Source organism: Methylobacterium sp. D54C (assembly GCF_053345595.1).
Genome location: NZ_JBKFAK010000029.1, coordinates 14,914 through 31,936 on the forward strand (window position 1 = coordinate 14,914; position 17,023 = coordinate 31,936).

14 protein-coding genes are annotated in these 17,023 nt (G+C 73.3%); 9 read left to right on the plus strand and 5 right to left on the minus strand.

Annotation, left to right across the window (positions count from 1 at the left end):
- Window positions 1-56 precede the first annotated feature (56 nt).
- From ACLBYB_RS28950 to ACLBYB_RS28975, 6 genes are all read left to right on the plus strand, one after another.
- Window positions 57-1,829, plus strand: coding sequence for a branched-chain amino acid ABC transporter ATP-binding protein/permease (locus tag ACLBYB_RS28950; RefSeq protein ID WP_447700877.1), 1,773 nt, complete (start codon window positions 57-59; stop codon window positions 1,827-1,829).
- Window positions 1,822-2,565: an ABC transporter ATP-binding protein gene (locus tag ACLBYB_RS28955; protein WP_091683238.1), complete on the plus strand. Its 744-nt coding sequence runs from the start codon at window positions 1,822-1,824 to the stop codon at window positions 2,563-2,565. Before ACLBYB_RS28950 ends, ACLBYB_RS28955 begins: the two co-directional genes overlap by 8 nt.
- Before the next feature lie 149 nt (window positions 2,566-2,714).
- Window positions 2,715-3,647: a DUF1028 domain-containing protein gene (locus tag ACLBYB_RS28960; protein ID WP_447700852.1), complete on the plus strand. Its 933-nt coding sequence runs from the start codon at window positions 2,715-2,717 to the stop codon at window positions 3,645-3,647.
- Window positions 3,628-5,040, plus strand: a complete 1,413-nt coding sequence (locus ACLBYB_RS28965) for an amidase (RefSeq protein WP_447700853.1) — start codon at window positions 3,628-3,630, stop codon at window positions 5,038-5,040. Before ACLBYB_RS28960 ends, ACLBYB_RS28965 begins: the two co-directional genes overlap by 20 nt.
- Window positions 5,041-5,206: 166 nt before the next feature.
- Window positions 5,207-5,437 (plus strand): hypothetical protein, encoded by a 231-nt coding sequence (locus tag ACLBYB_RS28970; RefSeq protein WP_020096055.1) that lies wholly within the window; start codon window positions 5,207-5,209, stop codon window positions 5,435-5,437.
- A 44-nt stretch (window positions 5,438-5,481) separates the two neighbouring features.
- Window positions 5,482-5,898, plus strand: a complete 417-nt coding sequence (locus tag ACLBYB_RS28975) for a DUF1236 domain-containing protein (protein WP_447700854.1) — start codon at window positions 5,482-5,484, stop codon at window positions 5,896-5,898.
- Window positions 5,899-6,099: 201 nt separating this feature from the next.
- Here the strand turns inward: ACLBYB_RS28975 and ACLBYB_RS28980 are convergent, their stop codons facing one another.
- The 5 genes from ACLBYB_RS28980 to ACLBYB_RS29000 form a co-directional block, all read right to left on the minus strand.
- On the minus strand, window positions 6,100-9,576 hold the full coding sequence (locus ACLBYB_RS28980; RefSeq protein ID WP_447700855.1) for a CheR family methyltransferase: 3,477 nt from the start codon (window positions 9,574-9,576) through the stop codon (window positions 6,100-6,102).
- Window positions 9,557-10,117 carry a PAS domain-containing protein gene (locus tag ACLBYB_RS28985; protein WP_024828800.1) on the minus strand — a complete coding sequence of 187 codons (561 nt, stop codon included), beginning with the start codon at window positions 10,115-10,117 and terminating at the stop codon, window positions 9,557-9,559. Before ACLBYB_RS28985 ends, ACLBYB_RS28980 begins: the two co-directional genes overlap by 20 nt.
- 223 nt (window positions 10,118-10,340) lie before the next feature.
- Window positions 10,341-12,923, minus strand: a complete 2,583-nt coding sequence (locus ACLBYB_RS28990; protein ID WP_447700856.1) for a PAS domain-containing protein — start codon at window positions 12,921-12,923, stop codon at window positions 10,341-10,343.
- Window positions 12,924-13,185: 262 nt separating this feature from the next.
- Window positions 13,186-13,542 (minus strand): hypothetical protein, encoded by a 357-nt coding sequence (locus ACLBYB_RS28995; RefSeq protein ID WP_091981479.1) that lies wholly within the window; start codon window positions 13,540-13,542, stop codon window positions 13,186-13,188.
- Between the two features lie 163 nt (window positions 13,543-13,705).
- On the minus strand, window positions 13,706-14,806 hold the full coding sequence (locus tag ACLBYB_RS29000; RefSeq protein WP_091683246.1) for an SMP-30/gluconolactonase/LRE family protein: 1,101 nt from the start codon (window positions 14,804-14,806) through the stop codon (window positions 13,706-13,708).
- A gap of 226 nt (window positions 14,807-15,032) precedes the next feature.
- Here ACLBYB_RS29000 and ACLBYB_RS29005 point away from each other — a divergent pair, with 226 nt between their 5' ends.
- The 3 genes from ACLBYB_RS29005 to ACLBYB_RS29015 all read left to right on the plus strand — a co-directional run bounded on the left by ACLBYB_RS29005 (window position 15,033) and on the right by ACLBYB_RS29015 (window position 16,998).
- The gene (locus ACLBYB_RS29005) at window positions 15,033-15,287 is read left to right on the plus strand and encodes a DUF6894 family protein (protein ID WP_020096048.1); all 255 of its coding nucleotides are present in this window, start codon (window positions 15,033-15,035) and stop codon (window positions 15,285-15,287) included.
- Window positions 15,288-16,310: a Holliday junction branch migration DNA helicase RuvB gene (ruvB, locus tag ACLBYB_RS29010; RefSeq protein WP_447700857.1), complete on the plus strand. Its 1,023-nt coding sequence runs from the start codon at window positions 15,288-15,290 to the stop codon at window positions 16,308-16,310.
- Between the two features lie 67 nt (window positions 16,311-16,377).
- Entirely contained in the window at window positions 16,378-16,998 is a 621-nt protein-coding gene (locus ACLBYB_RS29015) for a glutathione S-transferase N-terminal domain-containing protein (protein WP_447700858.1), read from the plus strand.
- The last annotated feature ends 25 nt before the right edge of the window (window positions 16,999-17,023 follow it).

A 17,023-nucleotide genomic window follows, 5' to 3' on the forward strand; every position in this document is an offset into this window, starting at 1 on the left:
AGCCCGCCACCGAGCCCGCCACCGAGCGCGCCGCCGCGGCGCCCCGCGGACGCCGCCTGTCCCGCGCCGCGCCCTTCGTGGTCGCGGGCCTGGCGGCGCTGGCCCTCTGGATCGCGCCGCTCGTCCTCGACACCTTCGCGGTCAACGTCCTGACCCGCTCGATGATCTACGCGGTGCTGGCCGTCACGGTGGACCTGCTCTGGGGCTTCGCGGGGATCCTGACCTTCGGCCAGGCGGCGTTCTTCGGCATCGGCGCCTACGCCACCGCGATGATCCTCGCCGCCTACGGGGCGACGCCGCTCGGGATCGCCGCGGCCATCGCGGCGGCGCTCGTCGCGCCGGCCCTGCTCGGCCTCGCGGTCGGCTGGCTGTCCTTCTACCACCGCTCGACCCCGCTCTACGCCTCGGTGATCTCGCTCGTCGTCCCGATCGTCGTCGTGCAGCTCATCTACGCGGGCGGGGAATGGACCGGCTCCAGCAGCGGCCTCGTCGGCTTCGACGTGCTGCCCTTCGAGACCGAGGGCTATTTCCGCCTCGCGGCCCTGTTCCTGATCGCCGTCACGCTGGCGGCCTGGATCCTGGTCCGGGCCGATGCCGGCCGCGCCCTCGTGGCGCTCCGGGACAACGAGGCGCGCTGCGCCTATCTCGGCCTCAACCCGCGGCGCCTGCAGATCCGGCTCACCGCGGCGCTCGCCGCGGTGGCGGGGCTCGCGGGCTTCCTGTTCGCCAACGCCTCGGGCGTGGTCGCGCCCGAGAATGCCGGCTTCCTGTTCGGCACCGAGCTGGTCATCTGGGTGGCGCTCGGCGGCCGCGGCACGCTGCTCGGCCCGGTGCTCGGCACCGTCGCGATCGACTACCTCGCGGCCAACCTCTCGGGAGACCTGCCGTTCCTCTGGCAGCTCCTCCTGGGGTCGGCCTTCGTGGTCATCATCATCCTGCTGCCGGGCGGCCTCGCCGACCTCGTCGGCCGCCTCTGGCGGGCGCTGCCGGTGGGCCGGCGGGAGCCGGCGCCGCCGCGCCTCGTCGCGCGGGCGGCCGGGACCGAGGCGGCCGGGCCGGAGGTGACCGGCACCGAGGCGACCGGGACCCCGATCCTCAAGGTCGAGAACCTCGCCAAGGCCTACGGCGCCCTGACGGTGCTGGAGGGCATCGACCTCGAGATCCGGGCGGGCGAGCTCGTCAGCCTCGTCGGGCCCAACGGCGCCGGCAAGACCACGCTGATGCGCTGCCTCAGCGACGGCACCGAGCCGTTCAAGGGCGCGATCGCCGTCGGCGGTACGCCGATCACCGGGCTGACGCCGAACCGGATCGTCGGCCTCGGCGTCGGGCGCAAGTTCCAGGTGGCGAGCGTGTTCGAGAGCCTGTCGGTGGCCGACTGCCTCCGCCTCGCCCGGGCGTCCCACGACGGCCTGAGCCCGGTCGGGCGGGCCGGGACGCTGGGCCTGCCGCAGCCGGCCCTCGACGTCCTGCGCATGACCGGCCTCGACCGCCAGCTGACGCAGCCGACGCGCCTCCTGTCCCACGGCCAGAAGCAGGCGCTGGAGCTCGCCATGGTGGTGGCGCTGGAGCCGCGACTGATCCTGCTCGACGAGCCCACCGCGGGCCTGACCAAGGCCGAGCGCACCACCATCGGGACCGTCCTCAAGGCGCTCACCGCCGAGGGCCGGATCGCCGCCGTGCTGGTCGAGCACGACCTCGACTTCGTGCGCGAGATCTCGTCCCGGATCGTGGTGCTGCACCAGGGCCGGCTGGTCCTGGACGGCACGGTCGAGGAAGTCGTGGGCTCCGAACTGGTCCGGACCATCTACTCGGGAGGCGCCCATGGGTGAGGCAGCACGGCGGGCAGCACGGCAGATCGCGCCGGCGGGGGCCGCCCTCGCCCTCGACCGGGTGTCGAGCGGCTACGGCGCCGTCGCCATCGTCAAGGACGTGTCCCTGTCGGTCGGGCCGGGGGAGATCGTGGCGCTGCTCGGCAAGAACGGCATGGGCAAGACCACGCTGCTCAAGACCGTCCTGGGCATGGTGGCCCTGCGCGGCGGCGCCATCACGGTCGGGGGCCAGGCGCTCGCCGGCCTCACGCCGGCCAAGCTCAACGCGCTCGGCGTCGGCTACGCGCCGCAGGAGCAGCCCCTGTTCCAGGACCTGTCGATCCGCGACAACCTGCGCCTCGCGGTACCCTCCGACCGGATGCTGCCGGAGGCGCTGGAGCGGCTGTTCGGCCATTTCCCATTTCTGAAGGACCGGCTGGCCCAGCGGGCCGGCACGCTCTCCGGGGGCGAGCAGAAGATGCTGATCCTCGGGCGCGCCCTGATGCTGCGCCCGCGCCTCCTGCTGATCGACGAGATCTCCGAGGGCGTGCAGCCGTCCATGGTCGAGCGCCTGCGCGGCGTGCTCCAGGCCGAGCGGGCCGCGGGCGTGTCCATGCTGGTGGTGGAGCAGCACGTCGCCTTCGCGCTGGCGCTCGCCGACCGCTACGCGGTGCTCAAGCTCGGCGAGATCGTCGACAGCGGGGCCGCCCAGGCGCCGGACGCGCGGGCACGCGTCATCGATCATCTGGCGGTGTGAGGTCTGCCCGGATCCACCACCGTCATCGCGAGCGCAGCGAAGCGACCCAGGGTCGCGCCACGCTCCCGGACGGGGCGCTGCTGGATTGCTTCGCTGCGCTCGCAAAGACGGCGGTGGATCGGGAGCAGGGAGGAGGAAGCCGTAAGCGCATGAGAGAACTCAACACCTTCTCGATCGCCGCCCGCTGCCCGCGGACCGGCCAGCTCGGCGTCGCGGTGGCGAGCGCCGTCCCGGCGGTGGGCGGCCTGTGCCCGTTCCTCAGGGCCGGGATCGGGGCCGTCACCACCCAGTCCTGGGTGAATCCCTACCTCGCCGCCCGCATCCTCGACGGGCTGGCCGGCGGCCAGGATCCCGACGCCGCGCTGGCGGCTGCCCTCGCCACCGACGACCGGCCGGACCTGCGCCAGCTCGGCCTCGTCGACCGGCAGGGGCGGGCCGCCGCCTGGACCGGCGCCGGCTGCACGCCGGCGGCCGGTCACCGCACCGGGGCCGGCTACGCCGCGCAGGGCAACATGCTCGCCGGGCCGGGCGTGGTCGACGCCATGGCGGAGGCCTTCGAGGGGAGCGCCGCCCAGGATCTCGACGAGCGGCTGATGCGCGCCCTGGAGGCCGGCGACGCGGCCGGCGGCGACCGGCGCGGCAAGCAGTCGGCGGCGCTCAAGATCGTCGCCGGCGAGGATTACCTGCACCTCGACCTGCGGGTCGACGAGCACGCCGAGCCCGTGGCCGAGCTGCGCCGCGTTCTCCTGGTCGCCCGCCGTCAGCTCGTGCCGTTCGTGGCCGGCATGCCGCGGAAGGACGGCCCGGCCGGCGCCCTGCCGGACGACGTCGTGGCGATGCTGCTCAGGCCCCCCGCCGAGCGGCCGGGCGCCGCCGGGGATGCAGCCCCCGACCTCCTGCGCGACGTCGTCGGCCTACGCCAGGAGCCCCGGCGGGTCGCGCACCTGCTGGCCCAGTTCGCGCCGGTGCTCGCCGAGATCGCGCGGCTCCGCGACCTCGACCTCGCGGACATCCACCCGCCGGTCGTGTTCGATCCGACGCTCCCCTACCGCCGGGTGCCCCATGACGACCGCCGCGACTGACCCCCTCTGGCAAGCCCCGATCACCGAGCTCGCGCGGCGGATCGCGGCGCGGGAGCTGTCGAGCGCCGAGCTCGTCGGCGCCAGCCTCGACCGGATCGCGCGCCTCGACGGCGCCCTGAACAGCGTCGTCCACCTCGCGCCCGCGGCCCTCGACGCCGCGCGCGCGGCCGATGCCGAGATCGCCCGGACGGGGCCGCGCGGCCCGCTCCACGGCATCCCGATCGCCGTCAAGGACAACTACACCACCGCCGACATGCCGACCCGGGCCGGCACGGCGGTGGAGGCCCTGACCTTCCCGGCGGCCGACAGCCACGCCGTGGCGCGGCTGCGGGCGGCCGGCGCGGTGATCCTCGGCAAGACGCGGATGCACGAATTCGCCTGGGGCATGGTCACGCCGCCGACGCGCAACCCCTGGGACCCCGACCGGGTGCCCGGCGGCTCCAGCGGCGGCTCGGGCGCGGCGGTCGCGGCCCGCCTCTGCCCGGCCGCGCTCGGCTCGGACACGGGCGGCTCGATCCGGATCCCGGCCGCCCTGTGCGGGATCGTCGGCCTCAAGCCGACCTACGGCCGGGTCGGCCGGTCGGGGATCGTGCCGCATTCCTGGTCCCTCGACCATGCCGGGCCGCTGACCCTGACGGTGGCCGATTCCGCCCTGATGCTGCAGGCGCTCGCCGGCCCGGATCCCGGCGATCCCGCGGCCAGCGCGGCCCCGGTCCCCGACTACACGGCCGGGCTCGACCGGCCGATCCGGGGCCTGCGGGTCGCGGTGATCCGCAACCACTTCTTCGACGCAATCGACGACGACGTCGCCGCCGGCGTCGAGGCGGCGCTCCGCTTCCTCGAAGACCGGGGCTGCGCGGTGCGCGACGTCGCGGTGCCGTCCCTGCGCCACGGCCTCGGCGCCATCTACGCCATCGAGCTCGCCTCCTCGACCGCCTACCACGACCGCAGCCTCGCCCGGGGCCACGTGGCGGGCTTCGCCGCCGACGTCCGCGACCTCGTGGAGATGGGCCGCTTCGTGACCGGGCCGGACTACCTGCGGGCCGAGCAGGTGCGGGCCCTGATCATGGACGAGATGGCCGCCGTCCTGGCCGAGGCCGACGTGATCGTCGGCCCGGCCTCGCCGCTGACCGCGTGGCGGACGGACGAGTCCGCGGTGACGCTCGGCGGGCGCGCGGAGAGCGTGCTGGCGGCCTCCTGGCGCCTGACCTACCCGTTCAACCTCGCGGGCCTGCCCGCCATCGCGCTGCCCTGCGGCTTCGACCGGCGCGGCCTGCCGATCAGCCTCCAGATCGCCGCCCGGCCCTTCGCCGAGGCCGAGATCCTGCGCGTCGCCCACCAGTACGAGCAGGCGCACGCGTGGTGGTCCCGGGTGCCGCCCCTGGCCGGCTGAGGCGCCGCCCCGGTCCCGCGAAGCTGTGCGGGACCGGGGCGGTCGATTGTACGCAACCAATACCGTGCGGTATCGCGAATATCCGTGTGATCTACCGATCAATGCGCGCGGAACCCTTTCTCCGCCGCTGCCGTTGCTGGCTTCGATTGAAGTCAGGAGGCCAACCATGCGGACCATCATTCTCTCGGGCGCCCTGTTCGCGGCCCTGTGCGGCGCGGCGAGCGCCGAGGAGACCACCGTCATCCGCCGCGACGGGCCCGCCGTCGTCGACCACCGCGACACCGTCGTCGAGAAGCGCGAGGTCACCACCGGCAGCGTCGATTGCGGTTCGAAGACCGTCCACAAGGAGGACGGCATGGGCAACTCCAAGACCGTCCACAAGGAAGGCTGCAACTGATCCTGGGCGGACAGCCGCGCCCTGACGACCCTGGAGATCTCAGCATGACCAACAAGCTTCTTCTGTCGCTGGCGACGGCCGGCCTCCTCGCCCTCCCGGTGGCCGCCCAGGCGCAGGGCACCCTGCGGGGCGCGGCCGAGGGTGCGGCGGTCGGCGCCGACGCGGCCGGCCCGGTCGGCGGCATCGTCGGCGGCGCGGTCGGCGCGGCGACCGGCACGGTGGGCGGCATCCTGGGCGTCGACGACCGCCCGCGGTTCCGCAGCTACGTCCGCGACCGCGGCGTGCGCTCGTACAGCTGGGGCGGCCCGGTCCGGGTCGGCACCGTGCTGCCGGAGGACAGCGTCACCTACTACGACGTGCCCACCGAGTACCGGGTGCGGCCGGGCTACCGCTACACCATCGTGAACGACCAGCCCGTCCTGGTCGATCGCGGGCACCGCATCGTCGAAGTCATCGACTGAGGGGGCGGGGCGCCGGTTCGTCCGGCGCCCTCCGGCATCGTGACGCCTCCCGAACCGCAGTGAAGGATCGGGAGACCTCGCCGTCTTTGCGAGCGCAGCGAAGCAATCCAGGGTCGCGCAGCATCGGCAAGCGTGGCGCCGACTGGATTGCTTCGCTGCGCTCGCAAGGACGGCCGACGCACGGATATCCCTGAGCGCGCGTCAGCCCCGCAGGAGTGCCGCCTCGGGCAGATGCAGCGTGATCCGGTACTCGGCGGCGTCGTGGCTGCGCGTCACGGTCGCTTCGAGCTGGCGCAGGGACATCTCCACCAGCATCGTCCCGAAACCTCGTCCGGGCCTCGGCTCCGGGACACGGGCCATCCGCTCGCACCAGTCCAGGACGAGTCCCGCCTCCTGCCGGTCCCAGGTGACCGACAGCGCGCCGTCGTCGGCCCCGAGCGCGCCGTACTTCACCGAGTTCGTCGCCCACTCGTGCAGGATCATCGCCAGCGACGACACGTGCCGCCAGTTGATCGCCACGAGGGGGCCCTCGATCACCGTGGGGACGTGGTCGCGGTACGGGCGCAGGGTCGCGCCGATCAGGCCCGCGAGGTCGCTCATGCCCTGGCCGTCGGACGGGTCGGCCAGGGAATGCGCCCGCCCGAGCGCCGAGATGCGGTCGCGCATGTCGGTGGCGAAGACGCCGATCTCCCGGTGCGTGCGGGCGCCCGCCGAGATCATGCCGCCGATGATCGCGAACAGGTTCTTCACCCGGTGGTTCATCTCCCGCAGCATCAGGTCGCGGGTCTCGGCGAGCGCGTATTCGGGCGACACGTCGATGCAGACGCCGACGATCCGCTTCCGGTCGCCGCTCCGGGTCAGGCGCCCGTAGCTGCGGATGTGCCGCGGCGCGTGGTCGGCGGCGCGCACGCGGATGCGCGCCTCGAACTCGTCCAGGCCGTGCGCCGCCTCGGACAGCGCCGCCTCGAAGCCGGGACGGTCCTCGGGCAGCACGCTGGCCGCCAGGGAGGCGGTGGGGTGCGGGGTGTCGGGAGCGAGGCCGAACATCGTGCCGGCGGTGCTGTCGACCACGACGGTCCCGGCATCCGGGCTGTATTCCCAGACGCCGATGCCCCCGGCCTTCACGGCCAGTTCCAGCCGCTCGCGCTCCGCGGCGAGCTGGCGCTCCAGCGACAGCGCCTCGGTGATGTCGGTGAGCACCAGGGTGGCGCCGTCGACGCTGCCGTTCTGCAGGCGGTAGGGCAGCACCCGCAGCGAGAGCGTGCGCTCTCCGTCCCGGGTGGCGACGCGCCGCTGGATCACCGAGCCGCCGGCGCAGACCTCCCGGGCGTCGTGCAGGTACTCGTGCCCGGCGAGCCGGCTCGACACGTCGGCGAGGGGGCGGCCGCGATCGCCCGGCTGCAGCGGGAAGATCGTGGTGGCCGCCGTGGTGAAGCTGCGCACCTTCAGCTCGCGGTCGAGCACCACGACGGCGAGGTCGGTGGATTCGAAGAAGTTGCGCAGGTCGGCATTGGCGATGGTCAGCTGCTCGACCTTGATCTTCAGCTCGTCGTTGACCGTGGACAGCTCCTCGTTCGTCGACTGGAGCTCCTCGTTCATCGACATCATTTCTTCGTTGGAGCTCTTCAGCTCCTCGTTCGTCGTCTCCAGCTCCTCGACCGCCGAGCGCAGCTTGTAGCGGGTGCGCAGCAGCTCCTCTTCCAGCGCCTCGACGTGGTCGCCGCCGGCATCCATCTCGATCAGGTCGAGGTCGTCCGCCGCCCGGAAGGCGCCGGTGTCGCGCACGACCAGGAGCATCGAGCCGTCGGGCAGGGGATCGCAGATCAGCTCGACCGGCTGGACGCCGTATTCCGAGCGGATCTCCACGTCGCGGACGACCACGCGCTTGCGCGCGTCCCGGGTCTGGCGGAGCAGCGGCCCGATCACGTCGCGCAGGCCCGGGCGGGCCAGGGTGATGGCGCTGGTGCCGCCGGTCCGGGTGACCGGGAAGTCGAAGTAGCGGCTCAGGCGCCCGTAGGCGGCGATGATGCCGCCATCCTCGTTGAGCACCATGCTGGGCGGGGCGTAGCGCTCCATGACGCGGCGCACCGCCACGGTCTCGTCGGCGATCGAGGGCTCGCCGCGGCGCTCCTCGCGGCCGCCGCGCCGGACCTCGCCCCGGCGCGCGCTCCCGGGCAGGTCGATCGGGTATTGCGGCGCGCCCGGCGGCCGCTCGAACAGGCGGGCATGCTGGTCGATGACGGGGAAGAGGTGCTCGAACCGGCTGACGCTCTCCGAGGGGCCGAGGAACAGGTAGCCCCCCGGCCGGACCGCGTAGTGGAACAGCGGCACCACCGATTGCTGGAGGCGCTCGTCGAAGTAGATCAGCAGGTTGCGGCAGGACAGGAGGTCGACCCGCGAGAAGGGCGGGTCCTTGACCAGGCTGTGGCTGGAGAAGCGGATCAGGTCGCGGATCTCGGCCGCGACGGTGAAGCGCTCGGCGTGGAGGACGACGTAGCGCTCCCGCAGATGGGCCGGGATGTCGGCGAGCGCGGCGGCCGGGTAAGTCGCCTCCCGGGCGATCTGGAGCATGCGCTCGTCGATGTCGGTGGCGAAGATCTGGACCGCCAGCGGCACGCCGAGGCGGCGCGCGGCGTCGGCGAACAGCATGGCGATGCTGTAGGCCTCCTCGCCGCTGGAGCAGCCCGGGATCCAGACCCGGATGTCCTCCTCGGGATCGCGGGTGCGCAGCAGGGGTTCCACCACCCGCTCCCGGAGGAGCTCGAACAGCTCGGCGTCGCGGAAGAACCGGGTGACGTTGATGAGGAGGTCGCGGAACAGCGCCTCGCACTCGGTCTTGTCGGCCCGGACGCGGCCCAGATAGGCCCGGCCGGACTCGAGCCCGAGCACGTGCATGCGCCGCTCGACCCGCCGGACCAGGGTGGTCCGCTTGTAGCCGGAGAAGTCGTGGCCCACCGCCGCGCGGATGACCCGGCAGAGGTCATCGATGTGGTCGGCGACGAGGCGGGCCTCGTCGTCGACGCCGTCGGTGCCGCGGCGGCGGAAGAAGCTCGCGAGGCAGTCCACGATCTCGCCCGGCGGCCGCACGAAGTCGACGAGGCTGGTCCCGACCGCCGAGAGCGGCATGCCGTCGTAGCGGGCGGTGTCGGGCTGCTGCACCACGCAGACGCCGCCGTGCTCCTTGATCGCCCGCAGGCCGGTCGTGCCGTCGGCCCCCGTGCCCGACAGGATCACGCAGGCGGCGTTGGCCTGCTGGTCGACCGCGAGCGACAGGAAGAAGTCGTCGATGGGCCGGCGCAGGCCCCGCGGCTGGACGAAGTGGGTCAGTTCGAGGACGCCGTTCTGGATGACGAGGCCCCGCCCGGGCGGGATGATGTAGACCTTGTCGCCCGCGATCCGCTCCCCGCCCTCGCACTGCAGCACCTCCAGCTCGGTCTGCCGGTCGAGGAGCTGCGCCAGCATGCTCTCGTGGTTGGGGTCGAGGTGCTGGACGATGACGAAGGCCATGCCGGTCGGCGGCCGGGCGCGCGCCAGCATCTCTCGCAGGGCCTCGAGCCCCCCCGCCGAGGCACCGATTCCCACGACGGGCCCGGCGAAGGGCGGGGCGGTCACCGTCCCGGCGCCGTCCAGGACCTCCGAGGCCTCGCCTCCGGGGGCGTTAAGGAAATCCTGGTGCATCGAGATCCGCGAGCGTGAGCTTGGCCTGCGCGACCGTGGCGACCGTGTTGGCGATCGTCATCAGCGAGCCCTCGATGACGAGCCCGCTCTCCGCAAGCGTCGGGGTCAGCCGGGTCAAGGTCCGGCCGAGTTCCGTATCGTAGGCGGAAAGCAACTCGGGTTGCGAGCGGCTGACATCGAATTGGGATGCGAAAAGAAAGCGCACCTCGCCCGAGAGCGCCCTCAGTTTGGACATGTACAGCAGGTTGACGAAGGGCTTCCCGTCCTTGCGGAAATTCAGGATCGGCGTGCGCACCGTGTCCTGCCGGTCGTTCTCCAGGAAGGCGTGGATCTTGGCCCGCGCCTCCCGGTTGTCGGCGTCGCGCTGGAGGAGGCGGCAATTGCGCCCGACGACCTCCGCGCCCGTGTAGCCGGTGAGCTCGTGGAACCGCTCGTTCACCAGGAGCAGGACGTTGTCGTCGCCCGCCGCCGCCAGGGCCAGGGCGATGTGGGATTTCGCGAAGAAGGTCGTGAGTTCGGCCGGGATGGTCTGCGTGTCCACGGTAGGTTCCCTGTCGCCTCCGTTGGCGCGGTCCTGCTGGTTCGCTCCCGGGTCCGCCCGACCGACGGGCACCGTGCCGAGGACGCCCGCGAGGACGCCCGCGAGGATGCCCTCATGGGCGCGCCGGCGCGGTATGGCAATGACGCGCGGGCCGGCGAACCCGTTCCGCGCGGGCCTGCGACGCCGTGTGCCCGGGGGCACCGCCGGCCCGGGCCGCCGGACCTCAGCCCTCGCCGCCGATGATGCCGCGGATGCGGGTGGCGAGCGCCTCCAGGGCGAAGGGCTTCGTCATCACCTGCATCCCGGGCCCGAGATGGCCGTGGTTGAGGGCGGCGTTCTCGGCGTAGCCGGTGATGAACAGGACCTTCAGGTCCGGGCGGTGCTGGCGGCCGGCATCGGCCATCTGGCGGCCGTTCATGCCGCCGGGCAGGCCGACATCGGTGATGAGCATGTCGATGCGCACGTCCGACTGGAGCACCTTCAGCCCCGAGGCGCCGTCCGCCGCCTCGATCGCCGCGTAGCCGAGATCCTCCAGCACCTCGGTCACCAGCATCCGCACGGTCGGCTCGTCGTCCACCACCAGGACCGTCTCGCCCTGCTCGGCGCGGGGCGCGTGGGCGAGGTCCGGCAGGCTCACCTCGGCCTCCGCCTCGCCGAGATGGCGGGGCAGGTAGAGGCAGACCATCGTGCCCTGGCCGACCTCCGAGTAGATCCGGACCTGCCCGCCCGACTGCTTGGCGAAGCCGTAGATCATCGACAGGCCGAGGCCGGTGCCCTCGCCGATCGGCTTGGTGGTGAAGAACGGGTCGAAGGCCTTGGCGACCACGTCGGGGGTCATGCCGGTTCCGTTGTCCGAGACGCAGAGCGTCACGTACTGCCCCGGCTCCAGCTCGCGTTCCTGGGCGGCCCGGTGGTCGAGCCAGCGGTTGGCGGTCTCGATGACGATGCGCCCGCCCGCCGGCATCGCGTCCCGGGCGTTGATGCACAGGTTGAGCAGCGCGTTCTCGAGCTGGCTCGGGTCGACCAGCGTCGGCCACAGGCCGCCGGCCCCGACCGACTCGATCGCCACCGACGGGCCGACCGTGCGGCGGACGAGCTCCATCATGCCCTCGACCAGGCGGTTCGCGTCCGTCGGCTTCGGGTCGAGGGTCTGGCGGCGCGAGAAGGCCAGCAGGCGGTGGGTCAGGGCGGCGGCGCGCTTGGCCGCGCCCTGCGCCGCGCCGATGTAGCGGTCGAGGTCGCCGACCCGACCCTGCAGCATCCGCGTCTGCATCAGCTCCAGCGAGCCGACGATCCCGGCCAGCATGTTGTTGAAGTCGTGGGCGAGCCCGCCGGTGAGCTGGCCGACCGCCTCCATCTTCTGCGACTGGCGCAGGGCCTCCTCGGCGCGCATCAGCTCGGCCGTCCGCTCGGCGACCCGCTGCTCCAGGGTCTCGTTGAGGCTGCGCAGCGCCGCGGCGACGCGGTCCCGCTCCGCCTCGACGGCGCGGCGCTCGTCCACGTCGATCAGGACCCCGGGGAAGCTCAGGGGCGTGCCGTCGGGCGCGTGGTCGACGCGGCCGTTGGCCTCCAGCCAGTAGTAGCGCCCGTCCGCCCGGCGGACCCGGTACTGGTGCGCGTAGGCGCCGCCCCGGGCCACGGCCGCGTTGATGGCCGCGGCCAGCCCGGGCTGGTCGTCCGGATGCACGGTCGCGACGATCTGGGCGAGCGGGATGCCGTCCCGGCCCAGCGCCGGGTCGAGGCCGAAGCTGCGGGCGAAGCCCTCGTCGACCGTGAACCGGTCGCTCGGCAGGTCCCAGTGCCACGTGCCGATGATGGCGCCGGCCGCGAGGGCGAGCTGCACGCGCTCGATGTTGGTCCGGGCGAGCGCCTCGCTGGCGCGCAGGGCGTCCTCCGCCTGCCGGCGCGCGGTGATGTCCCGGAACAGCACCGAGACCTGGCGCCGGCTCGCCGGCCCGATCCGGGCGGCCGAGACGTCGATGAAGCGGTCGGCCTGGGCGAAGAAGCGCTCGAACCGGATCGGGATCCCGGTGCGGAGCACGCCGCCGTAGAGCTCGAGCCAGGCCTCCGCGTCCTCGGCCGACACGAGGTCGCGCAGCGTCCGCCCGACGATGCCGGCGATGCCGGTGTGGCGCTCGTAGCCGGGATTGGCCTCGACGTGGACGTAGTCGCTGAGCGGGCCGTGCGGGCCGTCGAAGAACTCGATGATGCAGAAGCCGTCGTCGATGGCCTCGAACAGCGTCCGGTAGCGCTCCTCGCCGGCGCGCAGGGCGTCGCGGGCCTCGCGCTGCTCGGTGATGTCGCGCGCGACCCCGGAGAACCGCACCGGCCGCCCCGCGGCGTCGCGCTCGATCTCCCCCTGCCGGGCGATCCAGCGGATCTCGCCGGTATCCGGCCGCCGGATCCGGTAGGCGACGTCCCGCGGGGCGTCGCCGCGGCTCCGGCTCGCCGCCGTCGAGACGAGGGCTTGGTCCTCCGGCAGGATCAGCGCCTCGACCAGCTCGGCCGGGTAGGTGTCGCGCTCCGGCAGGCCGTAGAGCCGGCAGAATTGCGGGGTCGGGTGCAGGAGCCCGTCCGCGACCCCCACGGTGAACAGGCCGATCCCGCCGGCCTCCTGCGCCCGCAGCAGGCGCGCCTCGGCCTCCCGGAGGGCGAGGCCGGCCCCGGACAGGTCGGCGGGGGGCTGCGGGAGCGTCGGGGCGTCCGCCTCAGCGCCGGTGGCGGCCGCCCGCGCCCGGAGCCCGGCGGCCTCCGCCTCCAGCGCGCGGGCGCGCCGCAGGAGCGCCTCGGTCCCCGTCTCGTCCACGCTCAGCGCCCGTGCGTCGCGATGGACTCCCCCGCCGGCCGCGCGGGGCGGTCGGGGCGGATCGCCGAAATCGGGAGGGCGGGGGATACGGGCACGGGGCTGGCGCTGCGACAGAGGGGCGGGGCGTGGGCGCCTTCTGCCGGAAACGGACCTGGGACGCCACGGGACCGGACCATAACGCGCGGAAACCGCTAAGGCTGCGTCGGCCGGCTCGCCGGCGAGACCGGCGGGCGCGCCCGCCCGGGGCGACGGGGGCCGCCGGCTACGGCTCGGCGAGGCGGCAGGTGGCGCTGCTCGCGCGGGGCCAGCCGTAGTAGATCGTCTCGGCCTGCACGTCGGCGAGGCTCACGACCTCCGGCACCGAGGCCTGCTGCGTGTCGAGCACCGTCCCGCCGGCCCCCGTGAAGGTGCAGAGCACGGTCACGTTCGTCGCGAGGTCCGGGCCGGTGTTGCGCAGGTTGACCATCGCCCGCTGCGGCTCGTGCGAGTCCGGCGGCGTGTGCAGCCGGGTCTCCCGCAGGACCAGGGCGGCGTCGGCCCGCGCCGGCGGGGCGAACGCGACGATCAGGCCGGCAGCCAGGAAGGCGCCGGCCCACCGCGACGACTGCATCCTGCGCATGGTCGGTCCATCCTCTCCTCGTGCCGGGCCTCGGTGCCGGATCCCGATACAGGGTCCCGGGCCCGGCACCCGCCTCGATCCAACTTGTAACCCGGGATCCGGGTTCTCCGTCAGCCGCGGCGCGCCCGACGCTAGGCCCCCCTGGGACCGGGCCGATCCATCCTCAGTTGCGCAGCGGCTCGGCGTCGATCTGCATCCGGTAGATCGTCGTCGGGAACTTGACCGTCGAGGCCGCGCCGCCGCTCATCGCCGGCGTGCGGTTCATCTGCGCCGCCGGGATCCACAGGCCGCCCTGCTCGTCGATCCACATCGCGTCGACCCAGACGAGCCGCGGGTCCTGCACCAGCGTGCTCACGGTCCCGTCCGGCGCGATCTTGAGGATCCGCAGGCCGTCCGTGTCGCTCGCGTAGATGGTGCCGCCAGCGTCGATGGCGGTGCCCCCCGTCGCCACCGTGGCGGCGTGGAGCTTCACGTGCCGGGCGCGCTCGTCGTCGCTCACGGCCGCGTCGTCGAGGTACCGGGTCTCGATGCTGTAGAGCGGCCCGGTGCACGCTTGGTAGTAGAAGGTCTTGCCGTCCGGCGAGACTTCCAGCTGGTCGGCGTGGATGAAGAGCAGCTTGTCCTTGTCGTCCCGGAGCACCCGGCCCTGGCCGGTCAGCGGGCGCTGCGCGATCGTCGACCAGTGTCCGTCGAGCACCCGCCGGAGGCCGCCGGTCTCGCGGTCGAGGACGATCAGCCCGGGCTGGCCGGCATCCGTCAGGTAGATGTGGCCGCCGTTGAACCGGAAATCGTCGATGAAGCTCTTCTCGGTGGTCGCCGCCTGCAGCGGGTAGACCCTGCGCACGGCGTTCGTGGCGAGGTCGATCTGCACGAGCTTCGGGCCGCCCGGCAGCGGCGCCGCGCCCATGCCGGGCGCGCCCTTGTCGACCACCCAGAGGTCCCCGTCCGGGCCGATCCGGATGGCGTTGACCGCCACGAAGGCCTTGGCCGGGTCGTCGCCCGTCTTCCAGGCGTTCCAGGCCGCGTCGGGGTACGGGACCGCCTTGCCGTCCCGCCACTCGCCGAGCTCGATCCCCTTGTCCTGGCTCTGCCGCTGGAACGGCGAGAACAGCCGGCCGTCCGCGGACCGGGTGATGCCGTTGAAGACGAGGTCGTTCGACTCCACCATCGGCTTCAGGGCGTCGGACCCGGCCGGCGCCTCGGCGGCGCGGCCGGGTGCGCCGAGGCCGGCGGCCAGCAGGAGGGCGAGGAGCGTGGCGCGCATGGTGGGTTCCCGGTCCGGCGGTGAGGCGTCTCGCCCGGTAAGCCCGCGGGGCGCGCGGTGTTCCGGTCCGGTCCCATCGGCCGCAGTCGTGAGGCCGGCGCGGGTCCGGCGCGGGTCCGTTCCGGGGACGCCTGCGACGCTTCGCCGGGGCTGGATCCGGCCGAGAACAGAACATATAGTGAACACAGGGTGAGCGCCGCGCGGGGTGGCCGAGGAGGAGCGAGGGATGGCCAAGTACCGGTTCCACTGCACCAACGGCCTCGAATGCGTGTTCGACGCCCGCGGCACCGAGGTCCGCGCGACGGCGCGCCTCGTCGACCGCGCCCGCAAGGTCGCCTCCGACGTGCGGCGCTCGCTGGCCAACCGCACCGACTGGGCCGAGTGGCGGGTGAGCGTGCACGACCTCTCGGGCCGGCGGGTCCTGGTGCAGCCCTTCGTGCAGCCCTTCGAGAAGGCGTCGGGTCGCGCCAGGGCGGCCTGAATGGCGACGCCGATCAGGACGGTCGCGCAGGGGTCCGGTGCCGCGGCCGCGGAGCCGGATCAGACGATCCGCCCCCTGAGCCTTGCCGAGTTCATCGGTCAGCGCGCGGCGCGGGCGAACATGCAGGTGTTCATCGAGGCGGCGAGGAAGACCGGGCAGGCGCTCGACCACGTGCTGTTCGTCGGGCCGCCCGGGCTCGGCAAGACCACGCTCGCCCAGATCGTGGCGCGCGAGCTCGGCGTGAACTTCCGCTCGACCTCCGGGCCGGTGATCGCCAAGGCCGGGGATCTGGCCGCCCAGCTCACCAACCTGGAGGAGCGCGACGTCCTGTTCATCGACGAGATCCACCGGCTCAACCCGGCGGTCGAGGAGATCCTCTACCCGGCCATGGAGGATTACCAGCTCGACCTGATCATCGGCGAGGGCCCGGCGGCGCGCTCGGTCAAGATCGAGCTGCCGAAGTTCACGCTCGTTGGGGCCACGACGCGGGCGGGGCTGCTGACGACGCCGCTGCGCGACCGGTTCGGCATCCCGATCCGGCTGGAGTTCTACGAGATCGACGAGCTGGAGCAGATCGTGGCGCGCGGCGCGCGGGTGCTGGGTCTGGGCATGTCGGCGGAGGGCGCCAACGAGATCGCCCGTCGGGCGCGGGGCACGCCGCGGATCGCGGGGCGGCTCTTGCGGCGGGTGCGGGACTTCGCGGTGGTGGCGGAGGCCGAGACGGTGACGCGGGCGATCGCCGACCGGGCGCTGCAGCTCTTGGACGTGGACGGGGCGGGTCTCGACGTGATGGACCGCAAGTACCTGAGCCTGATCGCGCGCTCGTTCGGGGGCGGGCCGGTGGGGATCGAGACGATCGGGGCGGCGCTGTCGGAGCCGCGGGACGCGATCGAGGACATCATCGAGCCCTACCTGATCCAGCGCGGCTTCGTGCAGCGCACTCCCCGCGGACGCGTCCTCACCCGACACGCCTACCGGCATCTCGGCCTGCCGGAGCCGGAGCCGGCCCCGGTCGCCGCCTGAGCGCCGGCCGAATTGCCGGATCCCGTCACGGGCCCTAGCTTCCCTCGGCACAGCGGAGGCGCCCGCGATGATCGATCTCTACGCCTGGAACACCCCCAACGGCCGGAAGATCAGCGTGGCGCTGGAGGAGATGGCGCTGCCCTACCGGGTCATCCCGGTCGACATCACGCAAGGGGCGCAGCACGCACAGGACTTCCTGGCGATCAGCCCGAACAACCGCATCCCCGCCATCGTCGATCCGGACGGGCCGGACGGGTCCCCGATCCCGGTGTTCGAGTCCGGGGCGATCCTGCTCTACCTCGCCGAGAAGACCGGCCGCTTCCTGCCCGAGGACCGGCGGCAGCGCGTCGCCGCCCTGGAATGGCTGATGTGGCAGATGGGCGGCTTCGGGCCGATGCCCGGCCAGGTCCACCACTTCCTGTCCGTCGCGGAGGCCGACCGCGCCTACGGGCTCGCCCGCTACAGCAAGGAGACGCACCGGCTCTACGGCGTGCTGGACCGGCGCCTCGCGCAGGTCGCGTACGTCGCGGGGCCGCTCTCGGTGGCGGATTTCGCGATCCTCGGCTGGGCGTGGCGCCACGAGCGCCACCAAGTCGACCTCGCCGATTACCCGCAGGTCCGGCGCTGGTACGACCGGATGATGGAGCGCCCCGCCGTGCAGCGGGGCTTCGCCGTCCCGCTGAGCTGAGGCGGGGCGCCCCCTGGTCCGGCGC